Origin of the sequence: Streptomyces sp. NPDC047049 (genome assembly GCF_040643995.1) — a bacterium.
Taxonomy (GTDB): Bacteria; Actinomycetota; Actinomycetes; order Streptomycetales; family Streptomycetaceae; genus Streptomyces; species Streptomyces mooreae.
Genome location: NZ_JBEYVM010000033.1, coordinates 24525 through 48282, shown reverse-complemented (window position 1 = coordinate 48282; position 23758 = coordinate 24525). Strand labels below are relative to the sequence as shown.

At 71.9% G+C, this 23758-nt stretch carries 23 protein-coding genes and 1 pseudogene; 8 read left to right on the top strand and 16 right to left on the bottom strand.

Annotated elements, in window-relative coordinates; genetic code table 11:
- Positions 1-107: 107 nt before the first annotated feature.
- On the bottom strand, positions 108-1127 hold the full coding sequence (locus ABZ851_RS36455; protein WP_361136872.1) for a hypothetical protein: 1020 nt from the start codon (positions 1125-1127) through the stop codon (positions 108-110).
- Between the two features lie 497 nt (positions 1128-1624).
- Here ABZ851_RS36455 and ABZ851_RS36450 point away from each other — a divergent pair, with 497 nt between their 5' ends.
- Together ABZ851_RS36450 and ABZ851_RS36445 are read left to right on the top strand one after the other, a co-directional pair.
- Positions 1625-2476, top strand: coding sequence for a histone deacetylase (locus ABZ851_RS36450; RefSeq protein WP_361136870.1), 852 nt, complete (start codon positions 1625-1627; stop codon positions 2474-2476).
- A 45-nt stretch (positions 2477-2521) separates the two neighbouring features.
- A pseudogene (locus ABZ851_RS36445) lies at positions 2522-2776 on the top strand (dihydrofolate reductase family protein); the annotation flags it as partial.
- Positions 2777-2875: 99 nt separating this feature from the next.
- Here the strand turns inward: ABZ851_RS36445 and ABZ851_RS36440 are convergent.
- Entirely contained in the window at positions 2876-3676 is an 801-nt protein-coding gene (locus ABZ851_RS36440; protein ID WP_361136868.1) for an HAD-IIA family hydrolase, read from the bottom strand.
- A 144-nt stretch (positions 3677-3820) separates the two neighbouring features.
- Here ABZ851_RS36440 and ABZ851_RS36435 point away from each other — a divergent pair, with 144 nt between their 5' ends.
- Entirely contained in the window at positions 3821-5149 is a 1329-nt protein-coding gene (locus ABZ851_RS36435; protein ID WP_361136866.1) for a phosphoribosyltransferase family protein, read from the top strand.
- A 123-nt stretch (positions 5150-5272) separates the two neighbouring features.
- Here ABZ851_RS36435 and ABZ851_RS36430 read toward each other — a convergent pair whose 3' ends face one another.
- Positions 5273-5596 (bottom strand): putative quinol monooxygenase, encoded by a 324-nt coding sequence (locus tag ABZ851_RS36430; protein ID WP_361136864.1) that lies wholly within the window; start codon positions 5594-5596, stop codon positions 5273-5275.
- A gap of 176 nt (positions 5597-5772) precedes the next feature.
- On the opposite strand from ABZ851_RS36430, the gene ABZ851_RS36425 reads away from it, so the two are divergent.
- Positions 5773-6588 carry a DUF899 family protein gene (locus ABZ851_RS36425; RefSeq protein WP_361136862.1) on the top strand — a complete coding sequence of 272 codons (816 nt, stop codon included), beginning with the start codon at positions 5773-5775 and terminating at the stop codon, positions 6586-6588.
- Positions 6589-6613: 25 nt separating this feature from the next.
- Here ABZ851_RS36425 and ABZ851_RS36420 read toward each other — a convergent pair whose 3' ends face one another.
- Positions 6614-6787 (bottom strand): hypothetical protein, encoded by a 174-nt coding sequence (locus tag ABZ851_RS36420; protein WP_361136860.1) that lies wholly within the window; start codon positions 6785-6787, stop codon positions 6614-6616.
- Positions 6788-7069: 282 nt separating this feature from the next.
- Here ABZ851_RS36420 and ABZ851_RS36415 point away from each other — a divergent pair, with 282 nt between their 5' ends.
- Positions 7070-8116, top strand: coding sequence for a serine hydrolase domain-containing protein (locus ABZ851_RS36415; protein WP_361136858.1), 1047 nt, complete (start codon positions 7070-7072; stop codon positions 8114-8116).
- Positions 8117-8571: 455 nt separating this feature from the next.
- On the opposite strand, the gene ABZ851_RS36410 is transcribed toward ABZ851_RS36415, so the two are convergent.
- The 6 genes from ABZ851_RS36410 to ABZ851_RS36385 all read right to left on the bottom strand — a co-directional run bounded on the left by ABZ851_RS36410 (position 8572) and on the right by ABZ851_RS36385 (position 14335).
- The gene (locus ABZ851_RS36410; protein WP_361136856.1) at positions 8572-9780 is read right to left on the bottom strand and encodes a 4-hydroxybenzoate 3-monooxygenase; all 1209 of its coding nucleotides are present in this window, start codon (positions 9778-9780) and stop codon (positions 8572-8574) included.
- A 129-nt stretch (positions 9781-9909) separates the two neighbouring features.
- Positions 9910-10623, bottom strand: a complete 714-nt coding sequence (locus ABZ851_RS36405; RefSeq protein WP_361136854.1) for a class F sortase — start codon at positions 10621-10623, stop codon at positions 9910-9912.
- The gene (locus ABZ851_RS36400) at positions 10620-11444 is read right to left on the bottom strand and encodes a hypothetical protein (protein ID WP_361136852.1); all 825 of its coding nucleotides are present in this window, start codon (positions 11442-11444) and stop codon (positions 10620-10622) included. The genes ABZ851_RS36405 and ABZ851_RS36400 overlap by 4 nt, the downstream gene beginning before the upstream one ends.
- 480 nt (positions 11445-11924) lie before the next feature.
- Complete coding sequence (locus tag ABZ851_RS36395; RefSeq protein WP_361136850.1) at positions 11925-12497, bottom strand: SDR family oxidoreductase; 573 nt, start codon at positions 12495-12497, stop codon at positions 11925-11927.
- Positions 12498-12850: 353 nt separating this feature from the next.
- Positions 12851-13864, bottom strand: coding sequence for a DUF4331 family protein (locus ABZ851_RS36390; protein WP_361136848.1), 1014 nt, complete (start codon positions 13862-13864; stop codon positions 12851-12853).
- Positions 13865-14080: 216 nt separating this feature from the next.
- Positions 14081-14335, bottom strand: a complete 255-nt coding sequence (locus ABZ851_RS36385; RefSeq protein WP_361136846.1) for a hypothetical protein — start codon at positions 14333-14335, stop codon at positions 14081-14083.
- Between the two features lie 207 nt (positions 14336-14542).
- Between ABZ851_RS36385 and ABZ851_RS36380 the strand changes: the two genes are divergently transcribed.
- Together ABZ851_RS36380 and ABZ851_RS36375 are read left to right on the top strand one after the other, a co-directional pair.
- A complete protein-coding gene (locus tag ABZ851_RS36380; RefSeq protein ID WP_361136882.1) occupies positions 14543-15061 on the top strand; it encodes a GNAT family N-acetyltransferase in 519 nt (172 codons plus the stop codon).
- Positions 15062-15316: 255 nt separating this feature from the next.
- A complete protein-coding gene (locus ABZ851_RS36375) occupies positions 15317-16723 on the top strand; it encodes an MFS transporter (protein ID WP_361136880.1) in 1407 nt (468 codons plus the stop codon).
- 173 nt (positions 16724-16896) lie between these two features.
- Here ABZ851_RS36375 and ABZ851_RS36370 read toward each other — a convergent pair whose 3' ends face one another.
- The 3 genes from ABZ851_RS36370 to ABZ851_RS36360 all read right to left on the bottom strand — a co-directional run bounded on the left by ABZ851_RS36370 (position 16897) and on the right by ABZ851_RS36360 (position 20398).
- A complete protein-coding gene (locus ABZ851_RS36370; protein WP_088796599.1) occupies positions 16897-17091 on the bottom strand; it encodes a CsbD family protein in 195 nt (64 codons plus the stop codon).
- A gap of 132 nt (positions 17092-17223) precedes the next feature.
- Positions 17224-19470 carry a helix-turn-helix domain-containing protein gene (locus ABZ851_RS36365; RefSeq protein WP_361136844.1) on the bottom strand — a complete coding sequence of 749 codons (2247 nt, stop codon included), beginning with the start codon at positions 19468-19470 and terminating at the stop codon, positions 17224-17226.
- Positions 19471-19603: 133 nt separating this feature from the next.
- The gene (locus ABZ851_RS36360; RefSeq protein WP_361136842.1) at positions 19604-20398 is read right to left on the bottom strand and encodes a 3-hydroxybutyrate dehydrogenase; all 795 of its coding nucleotides are present in this window, start codon (positions 20396-20398) and stop codon (positions 19604-19606) included.
- A gap of 270 nt (positions 20399-20668) precedes the next feature.
- Here ABZ851_RS36360 and ABZ851_RS36355 point away from each other — a divergent pair, with 270 nt between their 5' ends.
- Positions 20669-21247: a hypothetical protein gene (locus ABZ851_RS36355; protein ID WP_361136840.1), complete on the top strand. Its 579-nt coding sequence runs from the start codon at positions 20669-20671 to the stop codon at positions 21245-21247.
- Positions 21248-21361: 114 nt separating this feature from the next.
- On the opposite strand, the gene ABZ851_RS36350 is transcribed toward ABZ851_RS36355, so the two are convergent.
- The 3 genes from ABZ851_RS36350 to ABZ851_RS36340 form a co-directional block, all read right to left on the bottom strand.
- Positions 21362-21883, bottom strand: a complete 522-nt coding sequence (locus tag ABZ851_RS36350; protein ID WP_361136838.1) for an NUDIX domain-containing protein — start codon at positions 21881-21883, stop codon at positions 21362-21364.
- A gap of 110 nt (positions 21884-21993) precedes the next feature.
- On the bottom strand, positions 21994-22611 hold the full coding sequence (locus tag ABZ851_RS36345) for a hypothetical protein (RefSeq protein ID WP_361136836.1): 618 nt from the start codon (positions 22609-22611) through the stop codon (positions 21994-21996).
- Between the two features lie 116 nt (positions 22612-22727).
- On the bottom strand, positions 22728-23576 hold the full coding sequence (locus ABZ851_RS36340) for an aspartate/glutamate racemase family protein (protein WP_361136834.1): 849 nt from the start codon (positions 23574-23576) through the stop codon (positions 22728-22730).
- Positions 23577-23758 lie beyond the last annotated feature (182 nt).

The following is a 23758-nucleotide window of genomic DNA, read 5'->3' as shown; positions in this document are numbered from 1 at the left end:
CGAAGAGGATCTTCTCGCCCGTCTCCGGGTGGGTGCGCCCCGGCCCGGGTCGCGCCCGTGTACCCGTGCACGGGCCCGCCGGCAGAGCGCGCAGCGGGCCGGCCGGCTCACTCGTACATCACGTACTCCGGCTGCGGCCGCAGGGCCAGCACCTCCTTCGGCGTCATCAGGCGGCTGCCCTTCGCGTCCTCCTCGTAGAACAGCTTGAAACCGGTGTGGAGGCCGTCGGGCAGATCCTTGACCAGTTGGTGCCAGGTCCCGCGCTTCAGGCCCGGCGAGCCGATGCCGTCGGCGCTCTTGATGAGCGCCACGCCGGGCTGGGGGCGCAGGGCGGACTGGTCGCCCACGACGGACGTGGCGACCTGGTGGAAGACCAGCGGCTTCTCCGGCAGGTCGTGCTCCCGCACCAGCCCGGACAGATAGCGGGCCACCTTGGTCAGCTCATGGCCGTCGGTGTGCCCGTAGGCATCCCCCGGCACCTCACCGGAGCCCATCTCCCACTCCGGGTCGAGCGCGATCCCCACATCGGGGTGGACGAGCCAGTCGCGCAGCGCCTTGACCTCGCCGAGCACCGAGGCACGGCCCGGCTGGATGTTCAGCAGCAGCAACGCCCGCCGGTCGCGTGCCAGGCGGTGGAAGCGGCGGATGGTGGCCGCGGGCGTCCGGGAGCGGTAGGCGCCGTCCGGGCCGGCCGTGGAGTTGGCCACCGTCGCCAGAAGTTCGAGCACGGGGAGTGGTTCGCGCCCCGCGGCGTACTCGTGCGCCACCTTCTCCGCCTGGGCGGCCCGCTGCTCCGGGTCACCGGTCCCCAGCCGGCCGAGCGCCGCCGCCCCGGGCAGGCCACAGAACCCGACCAGCCGGTAGCGCGGGAACAACTCCCGTCCACCACGGGGAAGTTCGGCGCGGCGCCGCTTCGTCGGGCGGGCCGACGGGGGCGCCGTCGCGGAACCGGACGGGCCCGGGGTGGCGCCGGCGGACGGGGAGGCCGGCGAGCCGCCGGGGGGCGACGCCTTGGGCGCGGAGTCCGCACGGGAAGACTGCCCGCACGCCGTGAGCAGCCCCAGCCCCGCCGCTGCCGTGGCCGCGAGCAGGTGACGCCGGCTGGCATCCGGCGCTGGAGAGGGCATTGCGGGGCGGCGGCCGGCCACCCCTGCCCCGCGTATCCCGGCGTCCTCTCGCCCTGACACCTCGTCCGCCACACTGCCTCCGTCCCCCGGCACCCGGTCGAAGACCCGGCACCGGCTGTCCTTCGGACCGGTCCTGTCCGTCGGTCCTGTCCGTCGGTCCTGTCCGTCCGGCTCTGTGGGACCGGTCCCTTCCGACCGGTCCTGTCCGTGCAGTGCGCATCTCCAGACCACTCGCGGCAAAACCCGTAGGGGAAACGATCAAGCCACGTCAGACCGGCCGTCCCGTCCATTCACCTGCACTTCACCGCGTCGCGGCGCCGGCGCTACGGAGGGACGGCTCGGCGGCCCGGGCCCTGGCAGCCGGGCACCGCCGGCCCCGCCGGAGCCCGCTGTCCCGGCGGGAGGCGGTGGAGCCTGCCGGAGGCGTTGGACCTGCGGGCCCGCCGCGGACCCCGCCGGACGCCGCCGTGGCGGTCCGGGCCGCGTAGCGTGAGGACGTGATCAGGCCCCAACGCCTCGAAGCCCTGGACCACTCCCCCGAAACCGTGCGCCGCCTCACCCCCGTCCGCCGCCTCTGGTACGCCGCATACGGCTCCAACATGCACGCCGAGCGGCTGGCCTGCTATCTGGCCGGTGGGCGACCCCCTGGCGGGCTGCGCACCCACCCGGGCTGCCGGGACCCCCGCCCGCCCGCGCGCACGACACCGGTCATGCTGCCCGGCCTGCTGTACTTCGCCACGGAATCGCGGGTGTGGACCGGCGGCAGGGCCTTCTACGACCCCGGGCCTGGCACCGGGCCCGAGCCCGAACCCGGCCCGGGCCCGGACGCGGACCTGGACTCGGACCTGGACCTGGATCGCGCACCTGGCGGAGGCGCAGCCGGCCGGCGGTCCGGTGGACCAACCGGCCGGGGACACGGTGACGGTGACGCAGCCGGCCGATTGCGCCCCGGGCGCACCGAACTCCCCGCCCAGAGCTATTTCCTGACGCTGCCTCAGTTCTCCGATATCGCCGCTCAGGAGATGTACCGGGAGCCCGGCCGGGATCTCGACCTGACGGAAGTCCTGACCCGCGGCCGGGCGCGGACGGGTCCCGGCCGGTACGAAACCCTGGTGTGTGCCGGACTGCTGGACGGTTACCCGGTGCTGACCTTCACCTCCCCTTGGAGCAGCCAGGACATCGCCCTGAACCCGCCCTCGGCGGCCTACCTGCGGCACATCGCGGCCGGCATCGTCGCCTCCCACGGATGGAGCGCGCACCGGACCGCCGAGTACCTTGCCGGCTGTCCGGGAGCCGAGGGGCACTGGACGGCCGCGGAGATCGCGGTACTGCTCGGCGACCCGCGGTGATGACGGTGCCCGCCCTCCCGGCGCGCCGGCGCAGCGCACACGGCGCAGCCGGGTGGCGACCTGGTGCTCAGTGGCGCCGGTCTCGCCGCGGCATTCATGGCGCACGATCTGATCGACGAGTACCACGTCTACGTCCATCCGGTCCTCATCGGCCGGGGCAAGCCCCTCTTCCGGACCGCGGACGCCATGGCCCCGACCTTTCTGCGGCTCGCCGGGACCCGGTCCTTCGGCAACGACGGCGGCCGGCCGGGGCGTATCCTCCTCCACTACCGGCGCGCCGAGGACCCGGCCACGGGATGACCGCCCGTGACCGCGCCGGTCCACCGGTTCACCGGCCCGACCCGCCAGGCGAGCGCACCGTCACGGCACGCGCCACACCCGCACCATCCCCCCGCACCGTCACGCCAGGCCCAGCAGACCGGGCAGCTCGGCGAAGGAAGCGAGCACATGGTCAGGCGTGCCGCCGGCCGCACGGTGCGTCTCCGGCAGGTACTTGCCGGTCTTGACCAGCACACCGGTGATCCCGCAGCGCTGAGCCGCCAGCACATCGGACTCGATGTCGTCGCCCACCATCAGCGCCTCCGCGGCCGGGGCACCGACGTGCGCCAAGGCGGTGGCGAAGAAGGCCTCGGCCGGTTTGCCGGTGACCGTTGCCTCGACCCCCGCCGCCCGTTCCAGCCCCGCCAGGAAGGCTCCGGTGTCCAGATCGAGCCCGTCCGCCGTACGCCAGTACAGATTGCGGTGCATGGCGACCAGCCGGGCACCGCGCTGCAGCTGCCGGAAGGCGCTGTTGAGAGCCGGGTAGCTGAACTCCTCACCCGCGCCGCCGAACACGATCACCTCCGGTGCCTCCCGGCCCTCGACACCGTCCTCCTCCCCCACGAGCGTCACACCGGCCAGATCCGCCCGGACCTCACCACTGCTGATCAGCCGGCAGCGTGCGTGCGGATGATGGGCGCGCAGGTAGGCCGCCGTGGCGGCGGGCGCGGTCAGGATGTCGTCGGCACCGACGGGGAATCCCTCTTCGGCCAGCCGCCCGGCGACCGCGGCACGGGTCCGCGAGGTGGTGTTGGTGACCAGCACCAGCGGGAGTCCCGCGGCGCGCAGCCGCTCCATGGCCGCCACGGCGCCGGGCAGCGCCTTCCAGGACACGGTGAGCACGCCGTCGATATCGATCAGGACCGCTCCGATTCCCTTCATACGCCGACGGTAACCACCATCCGGCCCGGCCGGGCAATGAGCGGGCACCACCGCGGCCCGACTTGCGAAGCCCCCGCGGATGGGGTTATTTCGAAGTGAGGTGTGAACGCAGCTACCGTCTCCCCTGGCTAGGGGGTGCACACCGTGCTGTTCACTGACCGTGCGGAGGCGGGGCACCGCCTCGCCGAATCGCTGGGGCACCTGCGGGGGGAAGAGCCCGTCGTGCTGGGCCTGCCGCGTGGCGGGGTCCCGGTGGCCTTCGAAGTGGCCCGGGCGCTCGGCGCGCCGCTCGATGTGATCGTGGTCCGCAAGCTGGGGGTCCCCTACCAGCGCGAGCTGGGTTTCGGCGCCATCGGCGAGGGCGGCGTACGGGTGATCAGCGACGACATCGTCCGCCGCGGCCGCCTCGACCAGGCGGACCTGGCATCCGTGGAGCACGCCGAGGCGGCGGAGCTCACCCGCCAGGCGGAGCGCTTCCGCGCCGGGCGGCGACGGCTCGACCTCACCGGCCGTACGGCGATCGTCGTGGACGACGGGATCGCCACCGGCGCCACCGCGGCCGCCGCATGCCAGGTGGTACGTGCGCAGGGCGCGGCCCGGGTGGTGCTCGCGGTACCCGTGGCGCCTCCGGACGCGGCCGAGCGGCTGCGCGGCGCGACCGATGAATTCGTCTGCCTCTCCACCCCGTTCGCCTTCTCCGCCGTCGGCGAGTGGTACCAGGACTTCTCCCAGACCCCGGACGACGAGGTCGTCTCCTTGCTGGCACAGGCGTCGACGGCACAGGCCTCGACGGCAGGGGCCTCGGCGGAGGAAACGGTTGTGGGGAAGGAAACGGATGTGGCGGAGGAGGTGGCGATCGACGCCGCCGGGGTCCGGCTCACCGGCGACCTCACCGTACCGGCGGGGGCCCTGGCAGTGGTGATGTTCGCCCATGGCTCGGGCAGCAGCCGGCACAGCCCGCGTAACCGGCTGGTTGCCGCGGCCCTGAACGAAGCGGGCCTGGGCACCCTGCTCTTCGACCTGCTCACACCGGCGGAGGAAGCCCACCGGTCGAACGTCTTCGACACCGAAACCCTCGCCGAGCGGCTGGCGGACGCGACCGGGTGGCTGCGCGGCCGCTTCAGGGGCCCGATCGGCTACTTCGGTGCCAGCACCGGAGCCGCGGCGGCACTACGGGCCGCCGCGACCCCCGACACGGACGTCGGTGCCGTGGTCTCCCGCGGCGGCCGCCCCGACCTCGCCGGACCGCTGCTCCCCGCCGTACGGGCGCCGACGCTGCTCATCGTGGGCGGCAACGACCCCCTGGTCATCGACCTCAACCGGGAGGCCGAGGCGGCGCTGCGCGCGGAGACCCGCCTGGAGATCATTCCCGGCGCCACCCACCTCTTCGAGGAACACGGGGCCCTCCAGCAGGTCGCCGACCTCGCCCGCGACTGGTTCATCAGCCACTTGGTGACAACGGCCCGGCCCTAGCAGGCGGGGGCCTTCCCGTCGAGTGCGGTGCCCCGGGTGGCCGCCGCTGACGATGGTGCATGCCGGGCGGGCGTGCGGGCCCGGGCCACGGACACGGACCGTGGCGGGTGCCCCGGAGCGGCCTCAGTCGATGGTGATCTCGCCCATCGCGCTCCAGCCGTTCGCACCCTCGATGGTGGTGCTCACGATCTCCGGAGTACGACGCAGCAGCGGGCGCATCGTCTCGATCCCGGCGCGGAAGTGGTCGGAGTTGACATGCGCTTCGGCGGCGTCGTCCTTGAATGCCTCGACCAGGACATAGGTGTTCGGGTCCTCGATGCTGCGGGACCATTCGAACCACAGGTTTCCGGGCTCGGCGCGGGTGGCGCCGGTGAAGGAGGCGACGCGCTGCGGCCACTCCTCGGCGTACTCGGGTTTCACGGGGAACTTGACGACAATGAAGATCATCCACCGAGTCTAAGAGCGCGGCCGTGAACTTGTCAGCCCGAGGTGGTCCGTGCAGGCTCGGCGAAGAGCGCCCGCCCCTTTGCCGCGATGAGTCCGGGCCGCGCCGCGAGTCTGTTCCGGTGAGCGTCGCAGGACGCCTACGACGCCGCCCGGCACGAGACACCACGGAGGACACCATGACGACCACGCCCGGCAACGCGAGCAGCGACCTCCCCGGCAAGCCGCCGGTCGTCGACCTGGCCACCTGGCAGGCGAGGCGCGAGGCGCTGCTGGTCCGCGAGAAGGCGCACACCCACGAGGGCGACGCGATCGCCGCGGCCCGGCGGCGGCTGCCGATGGTCGAGCTCGACGGCACCGTCGAGGTCCCCGGCGCCGACGGGCCGGTCCCGTTCCTCGACCTGTTCCAGGGGCGCGACGAGCTCGTGGTCTACCAGCACATGTGGTACGACGGCGCCCCGCACCAGGGGCAGTGCGAGGGCTGCACCACGACGGCCTGGCACATGAAGGACGCCGTCTACCTCAACGCCCGGGGCGTCTCGTTCGCCGTCCTGACCTCGGGCCCGTGGGACGAGGTGGCTCCCTACGTCGCGTTCATGGGATACACCCAGCCCTGGTACTCGGTGCGGGGCGTGGCGGCGCCCATCGGCGGGCAAATGGGCCACCTCGTCTGCTTCCTGCGCGACGGCGACCGGGTGTTCCTCACCTACTCCACGACGGGCCGCGGCAACGAGCCGGTCAACGGGTCCCTCGGCCTGCTCGACATGACGCCCTACGGCCGCGGCGAGGCGTGGGAGGACAATCCCGAGGGCCGTCCCGTGATCGGCGATGTCCGCGAGGGGTACCCGTCCGAGGGCCGGCAGGCCTGCTGGTACTGGCGCTCGGACGCCGACGGCGTCGCCACCTGGGGCCCGACCAGCCGGCCCGTACCCCAGTGGACGCGCCCCGGCGCGACCCCCGTGGAGACGCTCGGCCGGCAGGGGCCCCACCACTGACGCGCCTTCGTCGGCGCCGGCTCCCTCAGCCGGTCACGGCCGGCCAGGGCATTCCTGCCGCCGTCAGGCGTGACCGTTCATATCGGGCTCGGCCGGCGAGGGGCGGTTCAACGATGTGACCCAGCAGCACTCCCACCACGATCAGCATCGTGCCGAGCCATACCGGCCCTGCGCCGAAGGCGAGCACCAGGATGCCCACCGGGGTCAGATAGCCGGCCGGCGGCGTCCCGAGGCCGCTCAGGGGCAGCTCAGGGGCGGATCAGGGAGATCCCTGAAGGCAGTGCGCTCGGCGCACGGAAAGCTGTCCGGCATGAGCCCTTCTTCCTTCACGAGCCGTTCCTCCTTGACCCGCAGGGTGGTTGTGGGAGCCGCGCTCTCCGGTGCGGTGGCCGCCGCGACGGCGGGGCCCGCGCGGGCCTCCGCCCGTCCGCCCGGGCCCCGCTCGCCGGACGGTCCGCCGCCTCGGACCGGCCCGGTGCCCGTGCCCGTTCCTCCGCTGAATGTGCCGGCGTTGCGGGCCGCCGTCGGGGACCTCGCGCATCCGCAGCTGACCGGCTGCCAACTACGGGTGAGCGGCGCTGCCGGGCGGTGGTACGGCACCGCCGGGGTCGCCGAGCGGGACACCGGCCGGGAAATCCATGAGCGGGACACGTTCCGGATCGGCAGTATCACCAAGGTGTTCGTGGCGACGGTGGTCCTGCAGCTCGCGGCCGAACACCGGCTCCCGCTGGAGACACCGGTCCAGCGGTGTCTCCCGGGCCTGCTGCCGGCGCATTTCCCGCCGGTCACGGTGTTCCAGCTGCTGCAGCACACCAGCGGGCTGCCCGACGAGCAGGCCCCGCCCCATGACCTGTCCACCCCGGAGTCGATTGCCCGGCACCGCTACGACCGGTGGACGCCCCACCAGCTCGTGGCGCTGGTTTCGCACGGTCCCATGAAGTTCACCCCGGGCACCAAGCAGGAGTACCGGGGCATCAATTACGTCCTTCTGGCACTGCTGATCGAGGAGCTGACGGGGCGGCTGTACGGCGAGGTGATCGCCCGTCGCATTCTGCGCCCGCTGGGCCTGCGGCACACCTCCGTACCCGGCAACGACCCGCGCCTTCACGGGCCCCATGTGCACGGCTATATGAAGATGACGGACGGGTCCTTGCTGGACATCACCGCGTTCGACCAGTCGCCCGCCTGGGGTGAGGGCGAGATGATCTCCCACACCGGTGACCTGGACCGCTTCCTGACCGCCCTGTTTTCCGGCGAGCTTCTGCCGCCTCGTCAACTGGAGCGGATGTTCACCCTGCGACCGACGAGGTGCGCATGCTGGACGGCAGCCCCGCGCACTACTCCGCCGGCCTGCAGACCGTCACGGTCAACGGCATCACGCTGTGGGGCAAGACCGGTGAACGGTACGGCTATTGCTCCGCCCTGTTCGCCACCCGCGACCAACAGCGGCGCGTGGCGCTCTCGTTCAACCCGACCCGTCGCGACGCCACCCAGGCGCAGGCCACCCAGCACATGGCCGAGGCCCTGACCAGGCCCTGACCGGGCCAGGGTGCGGTGACCACTGTGGGCCCCTCGCGTCCGCCGGAACGGAGGCGAGGAGCCCACAGAAACCCCCGCGGGGAGGTCCCTCAGGTCACCGTCCTTGATTCAGGACTGCGGCCGCTTGCCGTGGTTGGCACCGTTCTTGCGACGGGCCTTCTTCTTGCGACGGCGCTTCGATGACATGGCGTCTCCCTTCCTCGGAGTTTCAGCGATGCTTTTCGCCGAATTTCTACCACTTCACAACGGTATCTCGCCCGGCGATCACGTGGCCGCGTACCCGGCCCGCCGGGGACCCACCCCACTCAGGGATGTGAATCACCCCACGGACGTGCGGTTTCGGGAGCGCCGGTCACAACACTCACGACACTACAGATCCCGTTCCCGCCGGGGCACAGACCGGGCTCCAGATCCGCGTCGCCGCCGAGGTACGGCCCGCCGGGACTACAGATCCGCCTCCTCGCCGAGGTACAGCCCGGCGAACGCCTTCGCCGCGGACGGGGACCCCAGCAGCCGCCGCAGCCGCGCGGTGGCGGTGCCCGCCCGCATGCGGTCGCCGGACGAGGCACCGTGCAGCACGTAGGAGAGCCACTGCGAGAACTCCAGGTACTGCCAGACCCGCCGCAGACAGGCCTGCCCATAGCCTTCGAGGCCGCGGTCGTCGCCCTGGTAGTGCGCGATCAGCGCCTCGCCGAGCAGCAGGGCGTCGTGGAGCGCCAGGTTCATGCCCTTGGCGGCGATCGGTGCCACCAGGTGTGCCGAGTCACCCGCCAGGTAGAGGCGGCCGTACGTCATCGGCTCCACCACGTAGTCGTGCATGTCCAGGACCGCCTTCTCGATCAGCGGCCCTTCGGTCAGCGGCGGGGCACCGGCGGCGGCGAGCCGGGTGTGCAGCTCGTCCCACACCCGGCGGTGCGACCAGTTCCCGGCGTCCGCACCCGGCTCGACCTGGAGGTAGTAGCGGGTCACCTGGGGGCTACGGGCCATATGGGCACCAAATCCGCGCTCGTGGATGCCGAAGACCACACCGTCGGCGGACGGCGGCGCCTCGGCGAGGAGCGCGAGCCAGGCGACGCCGTGGTCGTGGCGGGTGAGGACCGCACGGCCGGCGGGTATGGCCGCCCGGCTCACCCCACGCGCACCGTCGCAGCCCGCGATGAAGTCGCACGCGATGCGGTGCCGGGCCCCGGTCACCGGGTCGGTGTAGGAGACGGCCGGCCGGTCGCCGTCGATGTCGTGCAACTCCACCTCGCGCACGCCGAAGCGCACCTCACCGCCCGCCGTGTCCACATACGACGCCACCAGGTCGGTGACCAGCAGCGGCTGTGGATAGACGTAGTGGTGCCGCCCCGACAGCTGTGCCGTCGGCACGAGGTGCCGCTCGCCGTCGAAGCGGAACTCGAACTCCCCCTGGGTTTCCGCGCGTTCGAGCAGCCGGTCGGCCAGCCCGTGCCGGGCCAGCGCATGCACCGCCCACTCCTCCATGAACCCGGCGCGCGGCCGCTGCTCGATGAATTCCCTGCTCTCCGCCTCCAGCACCACACAGTCGACGCCGGCGGCGCGCAGCAGATTCGCCACGGTGAGCCCGGCGGGGCCGGCGCCGACGATGACGACACGGGTGCGCGTGAGGGGCAGGGAGGGGGTGGAGGACACGTCGCGGGGTTCCCTTCGGGACGAGCAGAAAGATCGCACGCAGTATGGCGGTTGCCCACCACGGACGATCCGGCGGCCCGGCCTCCCGTAAAGGGCACCGGGCCGTCGGCCCGTTCTCAGGGGTTCGGCTTACGCACTGCCCGTGAGGCTGGCGAACACCACCACGTTGTCGGGGTAGTAGTGCCGGCCCTGGTCGTACCGGCCACCGCAGGTGATCAGGCGGAGGCCGGCATGGTCGATGTTCTTGTACACCTCGACCGTGGGGAACTTGTTCTTCGGGTACTGGGCCACACGGTCCACCGTGAATTTCGCGGTCTTCCCGTCCTGCCGGGCGATCTCGATGGTGTCACCGGCCTTCATCGTCGACAGCTTCTCGAACACCGACGGCTTGCCGTTCCAGGAGACATGACCCGCGATCACGGCGGGTCCCTGGGAGCCCGGCGTCGGCCCCGGCCGGTACCAGCCCGCCTTGTCGGGATCGCGCGGAGTCTCCATGGCCCCGTTCTTGTGCTGTCCCAGCGTCTCCAGCGTGGAGGAGACCTGGAGCGACGGGATGGAGAGCCGTTGCGGAACGGACTTCGGCATGCTCGCGGCAGCCTGGCTCCCGGACCCTCCACCCGTCGCCCCGCCCTGGGACGCGTCCCCGCCCTGGGAGTCCCCGCCCCGGGAGTCCCCGCCCTGCGCCGGCGGCTTTCCCGCGGGAACCGGCGGAGGCGAGGCCGTTTCCTGCCCTCCACACCCGGCGACGAGCACACTCGCCAGTGCCGCGGCCATCGCGCAGCCGAGGACGCGGTGGCCCCGGCGCCGTACGGTCATCACGCTGTCCTCACTCCGGCGGCTCATGCGACGCTCCCGTTGTTCCCGGGCCGCCCGGCGGCGAGCACGGACTTCCGCCGCCGCATGACGGCCAGCACACCGGTCAACGCCACGAAGGCGGCACCTCCGGCCCCCAGCACCGCGAACGGCACCCCTTCCTCCTCGGAGGGCCCGGTTCCGGTCTCGACCCCGCCGACCGGGATGGACCCCACCGCAGCACCTTTGACCTCACCGCAGTTGGTCGGAGCGGTGGCCTCCTGGGGGAGCTTGGGATCGAGTTCGCTCTTGCCCGCACCGTCGAAGTCGTACTTCTGGTTGTTGTTGCGGTCGATACCGTGCTGCACGATGTGCAGATCCTTGATGTGGTCGACCACGGCCTGGGAGACGGTGAGCGTGCGCTGGTAGGAGAGCTTGCCCTGCGCGTCCGCCACGGGCATGCGGTCGACGGCGAGACCGCTCATCATGTCCGTGGGTCCCTTGGTGGTGAGGGAGATGTTGATGTTGCCGTAGTCAACCGTGGCTTCGGTGTTGTCGATGACTCCGTCGCCGTTCGTGTCGGCGCTCGCATCCGGGCAGTGGAAGTCATGGCCGTCGGTGGAACCGTGCAGGTGCTGGGCATGGGGCTGTCCGGGTACCAGCCCTTCGGACTCGATCTTCACCGTCAGCCGGTTGCCCTGGAGGCTGAGCATCGCCGTGCCCTTGGAACCGGAGTCGTTCAGCTGCGCCAGATTGATCTGGAACGCTCCGGTGCCCTCGGCGGCGGCCTGGGACGAGGCGCCCACGGTGAGGGCCATGGCGGCGGGCAGAGCGACGAGTGCGGCGAGGCGGCTGGTGCGCTTGGCTATCACGTTCGATCCTTTTCCGGCGGCCTCCACGGGGAAGGAGGAGACCGCATGTCGTCCGGGTCCGAGACCGACACCTCGGCGAGGTGTCTGCCGTGATTCGGAACCGCAACGCCCATGGATTGGTGGAGCGTGGAAAAACTTTTGACGGCCCTCTCCACGGCCCCCACCTCGGAACTCTGCGCCGGAGATCCGGCGACGGATATCGGAGCCGCGTGGCTCCTCCTCCCCGCAGGATCGGTTGCACGCTTCTGCGACGCGTATGCGGAGGCGGACGCGGACGCGTAGGCGGACGCCGCGATGATCCGGCGTGCCCGCGGCAGGGCTGTCCAGGCAAGGACGGCTCAGCCGTCCCGCCCTCGGGCACGATCTCCCACCCGCCCCCCATCAGCCTGCCCGTTGCTCACGGGACAGGACTCAGGGGAAGCGGGCCGGACAGCACTTCGCGCGAGCTTCACCGACGCCCGGTGTGGTCAGCCCCGGCAACTAGCGCAACGTGTAACCGCCGTCCGGATAAATGGTCGAACCGGTCATGTAGCCGTTGGTGAAGAGAAACAGGACGCCATGAGCGATTTCGTCCTCGGTTGCGAGCCGGTGCAGCAGGGTGTCGTTGCGGTACTGCGTGAAGCCGGCGTCACGCTCCTCAGCCGGTCGCTGTGCCCAAAGATTGCCGTCGACGGTGCCCGGCGAGATCACGTTGACCCGTACAGGAGCGAGTTCGACCGCGAGCCCGCGTCCGAGTCCTTCGATGGCGGCATTGCAGGCGGCGTAGGCAGGAGCGGGCGCCGGGGGCCGCGCCCCCGCGGCGCCGGACATGAGGACGACGGAGCCGTCGGGCGGCAGCAGCGGTGCCGCGTATGTGGCCACGTGGTACTGGCCCCAGAATTTGGAGGTGAAGGGACTCGCCGCGTCGGCATCGTCCAGCTTCAGCATCGGCCCGACCCGATAGGACGCCGCGGTCGTAAAGACGTGATCGACCCGGTCGCGTTCGCCGAAGAACGATTCGACGGAACGAGGGTCGGTCACGTCCACCGTCTGCCAGGTCGCAGCCTCCCCCACCTCTCGTGCCGCGGCAGCCAGCTTCTCCGGTGTACGGCCCCCAGCACGACCTTCGCTCCTGCCTCGGCAGCCTGATGGGCAACACGCAGTCCGATCCCCGAACCACCGCCGATCAGAGCGACTACGCGGCCGGCTAACTCATGACGAAGAGAGGACGGACCTGTCGGGGAGGGCGTGGACAGCACGGACATCGGAAGCCTCATCAGGGAGAAAACGAGCTGGTCGACATCGGTAACGGACACCGCCATCCGCATATTCCCGCCGGGTACCCCTTCGGCGCCGGCCCTGTTGCCTTCGCGGAACGCCGCACCAACCGCGACAGCCCATACGCGCCGTCGCCGCCGAAAGCGGCGTCAATTCCCCTTGGGGTGTGGATTTCCGAGGTAGGGAAACTCGTTCAGAAGGTCGGTGTGCGGTGCGAGCCCGGTGGGAGGGATGTCGCCCTTCGAGAGGAAGGAGAGGCGGTAGTTGATGACGTCGTCGGTGAAGACGCGGCCGTTGGGGTATTGCGCGGGCTTCGAGGGATCAAACGCCAGCATGTCGGGCAGGATGCGGTCGGCGTCGATCGCCGCGATGGCCTCTTCGCGGGTGTAGTTGCCGGTGTGCCCCATGAGGTGGACGAAGAGGTCGGTCCAACGCTCACGGTCGTTCAGCGGTTCGCCGGCGTTGTACTCCTCCTTCGTCTCGTCGGTGTTGAAGAAACTGCTGACCGAAGGGTGGCCCGCCCGGTCGGCATGAACGAGCCGGCCGTCCTTCCGTACACTGCACCGGCCCCAGATACGGATCTCGGGGTCGGCGCGGAGCTCACTCGTCGGCAGTTCCATCACCGTCGAGAACACATTGGATTCCGCGTTCGAGTCCACACCGGTCCACGGTGACGTGCCGCCGAGATGAGGCGCGGTGAAGTTTCTGCCTCCGGTGGTGTCGAAGAGGTTCTTGATCCCGTCGTAGTCGAAGAAGAAGGCATCGCTTCGACTGCCGGCGAAGAACGTGTAGGGGCCGGAGGTGACGCGGTTCGCCCTGGTGCCGAACGACACCTCCGCGTCAGTGACGACTTTCTGCCCGACGGCTTCGGCCGAGCGGGCCTCCTCGCCTGTCGCCACGAAGACGCTGAAGGTCTGACGACCATCCTGTGGTGGGGAGAACACGTAGCTGATCGCCATGTCGGCGAGGCAGTCGCCGTCATTGTCGATGTTGAGGCGATAGATGGCATCAGGATGCAGCGCATCGGCATTCGGGTTCGCGTTGAGGATGAGCACCGTCCTCGCCGGGTCGGCGGGGGACTGAAACGCGTAGAGGTCGCAGAGGTCGAGCCTTTGGTCCCCGAGCGGTGGGCCAAGACTGAGGCCGGTGAAGTGATTCGACATCCTGCATGTCCTTTCGCCGGGATGGGCCTACCGCCGGGCGAGGGTAAGAGTTGGCGCTGAGGAACGCGCTGCCCTTTCCCTACGAAGGCGGACTGTCAGGCATGACCCGGATATTGGAGCATGAATGATGTCGAATCGATTGGATTCATGGCATTGGGCCGAGTTTTTTGAGTGGTCGCTGCCACCTTTACGCCCCACACCCCTATTGATGAACGGTCAGTCGAGATGCAGCAGGAGGAGGAGGCAGCCCAGGAGAGCGAGGGGGAGCCCCAGAGCGCGGAGGAAACCGGGCCGGGCGAATGGCACGGGCACGTAAGGCGTCTCGAGGCGCCCATTCGCCCAGAGCATTTCGCGGTGACGTTCGGCCGCCTTCTTCTGCACTCGCTCACATCTGCGGCGAATCAGACCGCCGACATCGAACAGCACCGTGGCTCCCACGGCTATGTACACCGCTGCAAGCAAGATTCCCATGGCAGGAGCCTATGACGCGATGACGGAACGTGAGGTCAGGCCTGACGCCCCCCGGTTCCTCCCCCTCTCGCGCTCGGCACGGCTGGTCTGCCGCCCGTGGTACGTGGCGATCACTGGCGCAAGGCGTCCGGCGGCTGCTTGCCCCTGACGTCACCGTACGATGACGCGGTGATCACATTCCCTTTGCCCGTTACCCGCGATGTGCTGATGCGCCCTCTGCAAGAAGGGGACGTCAGCGGGCTGTCCAGGGCCTATCTGCGAAATCGCGATCACCTGCGCCCATGGGATCCCCGCAGGAGTGAGGACTTCTTCACCGAGCAGGGGCAGGCCGACCGTGTGCGTGGCCAGTTGACGGAGCGAGACGCAGGGCGCCTGGTCCCGTGGGTGCTGACCCTTGGGCACGAGGTGGTCGGAGCAGTGACGCTGTCCAACGTTGTCCTCGGGCCCTTTCGCAGTGCGAATCTCGGCTATTGGGTTGATGCAGAGCAGGTAGGGCGTGGCCTCGCGACAGCGGCCGCCCGGGCGGCCTGCCAGGTGGCTGACGGGCAGCTCGGTCTGCACAGGATTGAGGCGGGTGCGGTGCTCGCCAATCCGGCCTCGCAACGGGTACTTGTGAAGTGCGGTTTCGATGTGATCGGTACCGCGCCCAAGTACCTGCATATCGACGGTGAGTGGCGTGACCATGTGCTGTTCCAAAAGATCCTCAATGGTCGCTCTCCCGGATAGTGCCCTTGCGCGTTCGCGACCTCAGCGGGGCGCGGTCACCGACGCATCCTCGCCCCCGCAACGTGCTGGAAAAGCGCACTCGGACAGCATTTTTGCGACCGCACCGAGGCCGCCTCAAAGAACCCGGCGTCGCCTCCATGGTGGGCGCGGGTACGTCAGAGCCCAGAACTGTGGTGCCCCACCACATACGCCACTGACCCGGGCATTCCTACGGTGTGGCGACACGGAGACGTGCCCGTCCAACGTCAGGAAGTGGTGTCGATGCCCGCAGCCGCTCCCCCGCCACCCGCCGGCCTCAAGCGCATCGTCGCGGCGAGTCTGATCGGCACCACCGTTGAGTGGTACGACTTCTTTCTCTACGGGTCTGCCGCGGCGCTGGTGTTCAACAAGCTGTTCTTTCCCGGTTCCGACCCTCTCGTCGGGACCCTGTTGTCGTTTTTGACCTACGCGGTGGGCTTTGCGGCGCGGCCGCTCGGAGCCTTGGTGTTCGGGCACTACGGGGACCGGCTGGGGCGTAAGAAGCTGCTGGTGCTGAGCCTGCTGATGATGGGCGGCGCGACCTTCGCGATCGGGTTGCTGCCGACGCACGCGACGGTCGGTAGCGCGGCGCCGGTGCTGCTGACCGTGCTGCGGCTGGTCCAGGGGTTCGCGCTGGGCGGTGAGTGGGGCGGCGCGGTGCTGCTGGTGTCGGAGCACGGTGACGCGCGGCGGCGCGGATTCTGGGCGTCCTGGCCGCAGACCGGCGCACCCGCGGGGCAGTTGCTGGCCACCGGTGTGCTGTCGGTGATGACGGCGGTGTTGTCGGATGCGGCGTTCGCGTCCTGGGGGTGGCGGGTGCCGTTCCTGCTCTCGGGCGTGCTGGTGGGCGTGGGGCTGTGGGTCCGGCTCTCGGTGGATGAATCGCCGGTGTTCAGGGCCGCGTTGGCGAGCGCCGAGGAACGGCGGGCGGCAGGTGCCGCGGTGGAGAAGCTGCCGCTGGTGGCGGTGCTCGTCCACCACTGGCGGGATGTGCTGATCGCGATGGGCGCACGGATGGCCGAGAACATCTCGTACTACGTGATCACGGCGTTCGTGCTCGTCTATGCGACCGCGCACACCGGGCTGTCACAGCAGACCGCCCTCAACGCCGTACTGATCGCTTCGGCGCTGCACTTCGCGGTCATCCCGGCCTGGGGCGCGCTCTCGGACCGGATCGGGCGCCGGCCGGTCTACCTCCTGGGCGCGGTCGGTGTCGCCGTCTGGGCGTTCCCGTTCTTCGCGCTGGTGGATTCCCACCGGTTCGGGCTGCTGCTGCTCGCGGTGAGCGTCGGGCTGGTCTTCCACGGTGCGATGTATGCGCCGCAGGCGGCCTTCTTCGCGGAGATGTTCGCGACCCGGATGCGGTATTCGGGCGCCTCGATCGGGGCCCAGTTCTCCTCGGTCGCGGCCGGCGCGCCCGCCCCGCTGATCGCGACCGCGCTGCTCGCCGACTTCGGCAGTCCGGCGCCGATCGCGCTGTATGTCATCGCCGCGGCCCTGCTGACCCTGCTCGCGGTGGGCGTGGCGCGCGAGACCCGCAGCCGGGATCTCGCTGCGGTGGAGGGCACGGCGAGGGCCGGTGCGCTTCGTGCGACGGCAGCGGGAGCGGCGCAAGGCGGGTCGTCGTCGGCCGTACCGTCCTGAGGGGGGCCGGCCGAGGGCCTGTCGTCACAGTCCCGTCGTTCGCCCGTGAGGCAGGCGGGACGTTGACGCCAGGCCCCAGGAGCCCCGGGGGCCCTGATGTTCGGCGGGGGCGTGGCGGGCCCGGGGACGCTCCGGGAGACGGGGCAGCAGGTCCGCCACGCCCCCGCCGGGCGTCAGGAGTGGTTCTTGCTCTTCAGGGAGTCCTTCATCCCCTGGATGTTCTCCTTGGCGTTGCCCATCGCGCCCTTGGCCTTGCCCTTGGCCTCGTCCGTACGGCCTTCGCTCTTCATGCGCTCGTCGCCCATGATCTTGCCGGCCTTCTGCTTGGCCTTGCCCTTCATCTTGTCCATGGCGCCTTTGTCACCCATGACGAACTCCTCTGTGCGGTGGGAAGGGGGAAAGCTTCGGCCCCCACGCTGCCGCAGGTCGCGGCGGCGCGCACCCGGAGGCGGCTATCGGTACGGACCGACCGCGGGCACGGCGCGGAGCACCGTCCGCGTCTACCCGCCGGTATCGCGCGCCACGGCGGAGGACAGCTGGTGCAGCCGCAGCGCCAGTTGGATTTCCAGCGCACGAGCCGGGGTCTGCCATTCGGGGCCCAGCAGCCGGCTCACCCGCTCCAGACGCTGGGCGACGGTGTTCACATGGACATGCAGGGCGTCCTTGGTACGGGCCGGGCTCATCCCGCAGGCGAAGTAGGCGTCGAGGGTGCGCAGCAGCTCCGTCCCGCGGCGGGCGTCGTAGTCGGCGACCGCGCCCAGGGTGCGGTGGACGAAGCCGTCCACATCGCGGGTGTCGGCGAGCAGCAGGCCGAGGAAGCCGAAGTCGGCAGCGGCCGCGCCCTGGCCCGCCCGGCCCAGTACGCGCAGCGCCTCCCGGCAGCGCCGGGCCTCGGCGTAGGCCGCCGCGACCGCCGCGGGGCGGGCGGCGGGGGCCGGGACCGGGGCCGAGGCGCCGACCGTGACGGGCTGGTGCAGCGCGGCTCCGAGCCGGGCGGCGATCTCGCGGGCGGTGTGCGCCGGATCCCCGTCGGGGCCGAGCGGCAGCAGCAGAACGGCGCCGCCGTCCCGTTCGGCGGCCAGTCCATGACAAGTGGCGGCGAGGTGGGAGGCCGCCGACCACAGGCGGCGGCGGTCGGCACCGTCGGGCGGGGAGGCCCCGTGGGGTGCGGAGGCGGCACCGGGCGAGGAGGAGGCGCCGGGCGGGGAAGCAGCCTTGGGCAGGGAGACGGCCCGGGGCGGGGAGGCGGCGTCGCGGTCGGCTATCGGCGTTCCGTGCAGCAGGGGCCCGCTGTCCCCGTGCGCCGGGAGTGCCCCCTCCCCGCGCCCCGGTGGTCCGCCATCGGTCCGGGCCGCCAGGACGACATGCGGCGCATCGAGGTCCGCGCCGACCCGGGCCGCGCGTTCGCCGAGCAGGCGGGGGTCGCGGTCGGCGGCGTCCAGCAGGTCGTCCAACAGCTCGCCGCGCACGCGCTGTTCGGCCTCGCCCGCGGTCCGCCGGGCGAGCAGGAGCAGCGAGGTGACCATGGCGGCCCGCTCCAGGGTGCGCTGGTCGACCGGGTCGAGGGCCGGGTGACCGCGCAGCACGAGGGCGCCCAGGACCTCACCGCCCGCTCCGACCGCCGCGACCCATTCGGTGCCCTCCCGTACAGCGTGGCCGTCGGCGCGCGAGCGGTCCAGTGCCCCGGCCGGGGCCCGGCCGGGCTCGGCGAACTCGACCTCGCCGTGCAGGACCTCCGCCACCGCGTCCGCCACGTCCACGACCCCGCCGCCGCGCAGCACCAGTTCGGTCAGCCGGTCGTGGATGTCCGCGGCGCGCTCGACGGCCGCACTGCGGTCGCGGATGATCTCGTTGGCGGTCTCCAGTTCGGTGAGTGTCTTACGGGTCCCGGCGAGGAGGTTGGCGGTGTCGATCGCGACGGCGGCATGCGCCGCATGGGCGGCGAGCAGGGCGATCTGCCCGTGTTCGAAGACCCGCTCGCGGCGGTCGGCGGCGAAGAGGACGCCGATCACACCGCTGCCGAGCATCAGCGGCACCCCGAGGATCGCCACCAGGCCCTCGTCGTGGACGCCCGAGTCGATGGTGCGGGTGTGCCGGAACCGCTCGTCGTGGAAGTAGCTGTCGGTGACGTACGGGCGGGCGGTCTGCGCGACCAGCCCGCCCAGGCCTTCGCCCATGCCGAGCCGCAGCTGCTGGAACCGCGCGGAGACCGAGCCGTCGGTGACCCGCATATAGGTGTCGCCGGCGGCGGTGTCGTGCAGGGTGAGGTAGGCGACCTCGGTGCCCAGCAGGGACCGGGCCCGGCGCACGATCGCACGCAGCACCGCGTCGAGGTCGCGCAGCCCGGCCAGGTCGTGCGCGGTGGCGTAGAGCGCGGACAGCTCGGCCTCGCGCCGTCGGCGGTCCTCCAGCTCGGCGCGTACCCGCAGCGCGAGGAGCTTGGCCCGCTCCAGTGCGGCGAGCCGGCCGGCCGACGCGCCGTCGGCCCGGGCGCGCAGCACCGGCCGCTCGTAGTCCTCGGCGGGGGCGCCGGTGGCCAGGAGTTCGAGGAAGGGGTTCTCGGCCGGGGCGGGGGCGGACGGGCCGGCCGGGGCGGAGGCGAACGGATCGGCCGCGGTGGGGCCTTGGCCGTAGAGGTCGAGCGGTTGCAGACCTCCGTCTACGGGGCCGGGCACCGCCGGAGGTGCCGGCGGGGGCGCGTCCACGGGCTCGGGGGGCTGCTCGGACGCAGGCTGATCGGTGGGCATGGTCACAGGGATACCTTCGGTGCGTCACGGTGCGCCAGCCTCCGCGGCCGGGAACCGGGAGCCCCGAGCTGCGCACCGGGAACCGTGAGCCGGAACCGCAAGTGGCGAGCCGGACACCGGCCCGGCGGGCCGCTCAATGCGCGGTCCAGCCGCCGTCCATCACCAGTGAGGTGCCCGTCATGAAGGAGGCCTGCGGGGTGCAGAGGTAGGCGACGGCCTCGGCGACCTCCTCCGGTTCGAGCAGCCGCTTGAGGGCGGAGTCGGCGAGCAGGAGGTCGGCCAGTACGCGTTCCTCGGGGATGCCGTGCGCCGCGGCCTGGTCGGCGAGCTGCCGCTCGACGAGGGGGGTGCGGACATAGCCGGGGTTGAGGCAGTTGCTGGTGACGCCGTGCGCGGCGCCCTCCAGGGCGGCGGTCTTCGACAGCCCTTCGAGGCCGTGTTTGGCCGCGACGTAAGCGGACTTGAAGGGCGACGCCCGCAGGCCGTGCACGGACGAGATGTTGACGACGCGGCCCCAGCCCTGCGCGTACATATGGGGCAGCGCGCCCCGCAGCAGCCGGAAGGGCGCCTCCAGCATGACGGTCAGCACCTGGTGGAAGACCTCGGGCGGGAACTCCTCGATGGGGCGGACGAGCTGGAGGCCCGCGTTGTTGACGAGCAGATCGGTGCCGGCCGCGGCCCGTTCGGCCGCGTCCAGATCGGTGAGGTCCAGCGGGCGGGGTTCGATGCCGCCGCGGGCGCCGGCCGGGTGGGCCGCCACGAGGCCGGCCAGGCCGTCGGCGTCCCGGTCGACCGCACGTACCGTGGCGCCGGCCGCCGCCAGCCGCAGGGCGCAGGCGCGTCCGATGCCACTGGCCGCGCCGGTGACGAGCGCGGTGCGGCCGTCGAGGTCGAGGGATACCGGGCCTGGGGTGCCGATCACGGTCATGTCCGCACCCTAGGCAGCGGACGGCCCCGCCTCCGATGTGCCCCGGCGCCATACTTCGCAGTCCCGAGGTGGCGTCGGCCCACGTCAGATGTGAGGCCCGCCCCCGCCCGCCCCCGCCCGCACCCGGTATGACGGGCCACGAGCCGCCGCTCCCCGCCCCCGCCCGCGTCACCCGATCGGTCGCCCCGGATCGCCGGGCCCCCGGGTGGGGCCCTAGCGTCGTACGACGCAGCGTGCCGTCTGCGCACCGCCGCCCCGAGGGAGGCCGACATGCGGAGGCTCATCGCCGTGCCGACGGTGCTGCTCGCCCTGGCCGCGGCGGGCTGCGGGGACGCGGAGAACGACCGGAGCCCGACGGCCGCGGCCTCGTCCGCCGCGGGCAACGGTCCGGCACCGGGCAGAACTCCGGACGAGGGCGCCGGGTCCGCCTCCCCCACCATCCCTGGGCAGCCGCTGGACTGCGGCGAGCTCCCCGACGCGCTGGGCAAGGCAGGGGACGTCGTCCTCTATGCGGACCCCGGGGCCGGCGGCACCGTGGGCTGCGACGAGGCCCGCCGGGTGATGTCCGAGTTCTTCGTGCGGGCGCCGCACGAGGCCCGGGACGACCGGGGCACCCTGGCCGTCCGGGGCTGGTTCTGCCAGTACGAGAGCGGCCCCACCGGCACCTGGATCACGGCCTGCCGCAAGGACAAACGGGAGATGCACACCGAGGAGCCGGCCGATCAGCCCTCCGCCCCGGGGTCGCCCCGGGAACCCGGCGGACCGGACGGCCCCGACGGATCCCAGCTGCCGTCGATTCCCGGCGAGCCCTCCGGTCCGATGGACGATCCGTCGACGGAGGAGCTGTAGGCCCCCTCGGGCCGCCGGAGCCGCTGTCGGGCCTCTCTCAGCCGGCGGGAGGAGGCCGGCCGGGTGAAGGAAGACAGGGGCCCCGGTATCCGAGGCGCCCCGGCCCCGGATACCTCAGCCCTGTGGCCCCTCCGGTTCGGCCGTCGTCTCCGTCTCCGGCTCCGCCTCCATCGTGTGGAACCACGTCGGCCCGGCCTCCAGCGCCCGCTTGATGCGGGTCAGTGCGTACTCCTCGAGCTCCGGCAGGGCGTCCACGGCGAACCAGCCCACCTCCAGCGACTCGTCGTCATTGACCTTCGCCTCGCCGCCGACCGCCCGGCAGCGCAGCGTCACGTCCATGAACTGGCAGACATCGCCATTGGGGTAGTGGGTGGGCGGCATGGTCTCCACGAGGACGACGCCCTCGGCCACGACCCGCACCGCGGTCTCTTCGTAGACCTCACGCATCGCCGTCTCGGCGGGCTGTTCGCCGGGCTCGGGGATGCCGCCGATCACCGACCAGCCACCGGTGTCGGCCCGCTTGCCCAGCAGGACGCGGCCCTGGTCGTCGAAGACGACCGCGCTCACCCCGGGCAGCCAGAGCAGCTGCCGGCCGATGGAGTTCCGGAGGGCGCGGATGAATTCGGGGGTTGCCATGCTCCGACCCTACGGGACAGGTCCCCGGCCCCACGGCCCACGTGCGGTTCCAGGGACAGGCCGCATGCATGCCGGACGGGGACGGGCCGCATGCCCGGCCCCCTCGGTGTTCAGGCGCCCGCCGGGGTCCCCTTGCGCGGCCGCAGCCGGCCCCGGATGGCCCGGACGGCGCCTTCCGCGTCATCGACGGTGACGGTGAAGTCACCTCCGTCGCCGAGTCGCACCACCACGCCCTCGCCGCGGCGGACGACCACCGCCGTGCCCTGCTCGGGGCGCCAGCGGTAGCCCCAGCCGCCCCAGTGGCGTGGAGTGACCTGGGGCGTGAAATCGGCGCCGACGACGGTGTCGAGGGGGATCCGGCGGCGTGGCACCCCTATATGGCCGCACCGCACCTCCAGCCAGTCCTCGTCGATGCGTACCGCGACATGGACGTAGGCGAGCGTGCCGAAGAGCACCAGCAGGCCGACCGCGACACAGCCGACCACCGACATCACCAGGGGCGCGAGGCCCGCGGTCCAGTTGCTCTCGACGGCGAGCTCGATGCCCAGCGCGAGGCAGCCCGCACCGACCGCGGCCAGCAGCCACTGGATGCGGTTGGTGGCACTGCCGTGCCAGACCTCGGGGATCTCCGCGTGGGAGCCGCCGGCGGGGCGCGCTCCGCTGTCGGCGCCCTCGGCCGTGCCGGAGTCGTCGGGGGCTGCTGCCCCCTCGTGGGGGTGGTCCCTCATGAGACGCAGCGTACGCGTCTTTGCACGCTACGGCAGCGCGTCGGACGGCCGTTCACGGCCCGGATTGCGGTGCCGCCGTCGTCATGGCCGGCGCCACGGCCGACGTCATGACGGCGTCAGCGGCGGGCGGCAGCGGCGACCCCGTCGGCGGCCGGGGCGCCCTCGTCCGGGGTTCCCGGGGCGAGGTCCGTACGGCCCTGGGCCAGCAGCCGGCCCTCGGCGAAGGTGAGCGCCTCGGCCGGCAGTCCGGCGGGGCGGCCGCTGAGGATCACGCTCAGGGCGCCGGTCGGGGCGGCCGCCGGTGCCGGCTCGGCGCCGATGCGGCGCAGCGCCTGGGCGGCGACCGCCTCGGCGGAGCCGTACAGGACGAGCACGGGGGCAGCGGGCTGCTGGAGCGCGGCGCGGATGCGTCCGGCGACCAGTTCGTAGTGGGTGCAGCCCAGGACGACGCTGCGCACATCGCGCGGGGTGTGCTGCGCGGCGGCCGCGATGGCGGCGTCGATCGCGGCCTCGTCGGCGGCCTGGACCGCGTCGGCGAGCCCGGGGCAGGGCACCCCGGTGACCTCCACGCCCTGCCCGAACCGCTCGATCAGATCCCGCTGGTAGGGGCTGCCGGTGGTCGCGGGGGTGGCCCAGATGGCGACCGGGCCGCCACCGGCTGCCGCGGGCTTGATGGCCGGGACGGTGCCGATCACCGGGACCTGGGGTTCCAGTTCGGCGCGGAGGGCCGGCAAGGCATGCACGGACGCGGTGTTGCAGGCGACGATCAGGGCGTCGGGGCGGTGGGCGGCCGCGGAGCGGGCCACGGCCAGTGCGTGTGCGGTGACGTCGTCGGGGGTGCGGGGGCCCCAGGGCATACCGTCGGGATCGGAGGAGAGGACCAGATCGGCGTCCGGCCGCAGTCGCCGCATGACGGCGGCCGCCGCGAGCAGCCCGGTCCCGGAGTCCATCAGCGCGATCTTCACCCGGACACTTTACTCAGTGGTGCGTCCGGCTTGTCATACCGGGCGCGGCACGGGCGGCCCGCCGCGGCCTCGGGCGGGCGAAGGCCCAGGCGGGCGGCGCCCCGCGGTCTCCGGCCCGGACCGGGTTCCGTGACACCGTCCCGATCACCGGTGCGCGCCGGCCGTGGTGCGGCAGACTGCGG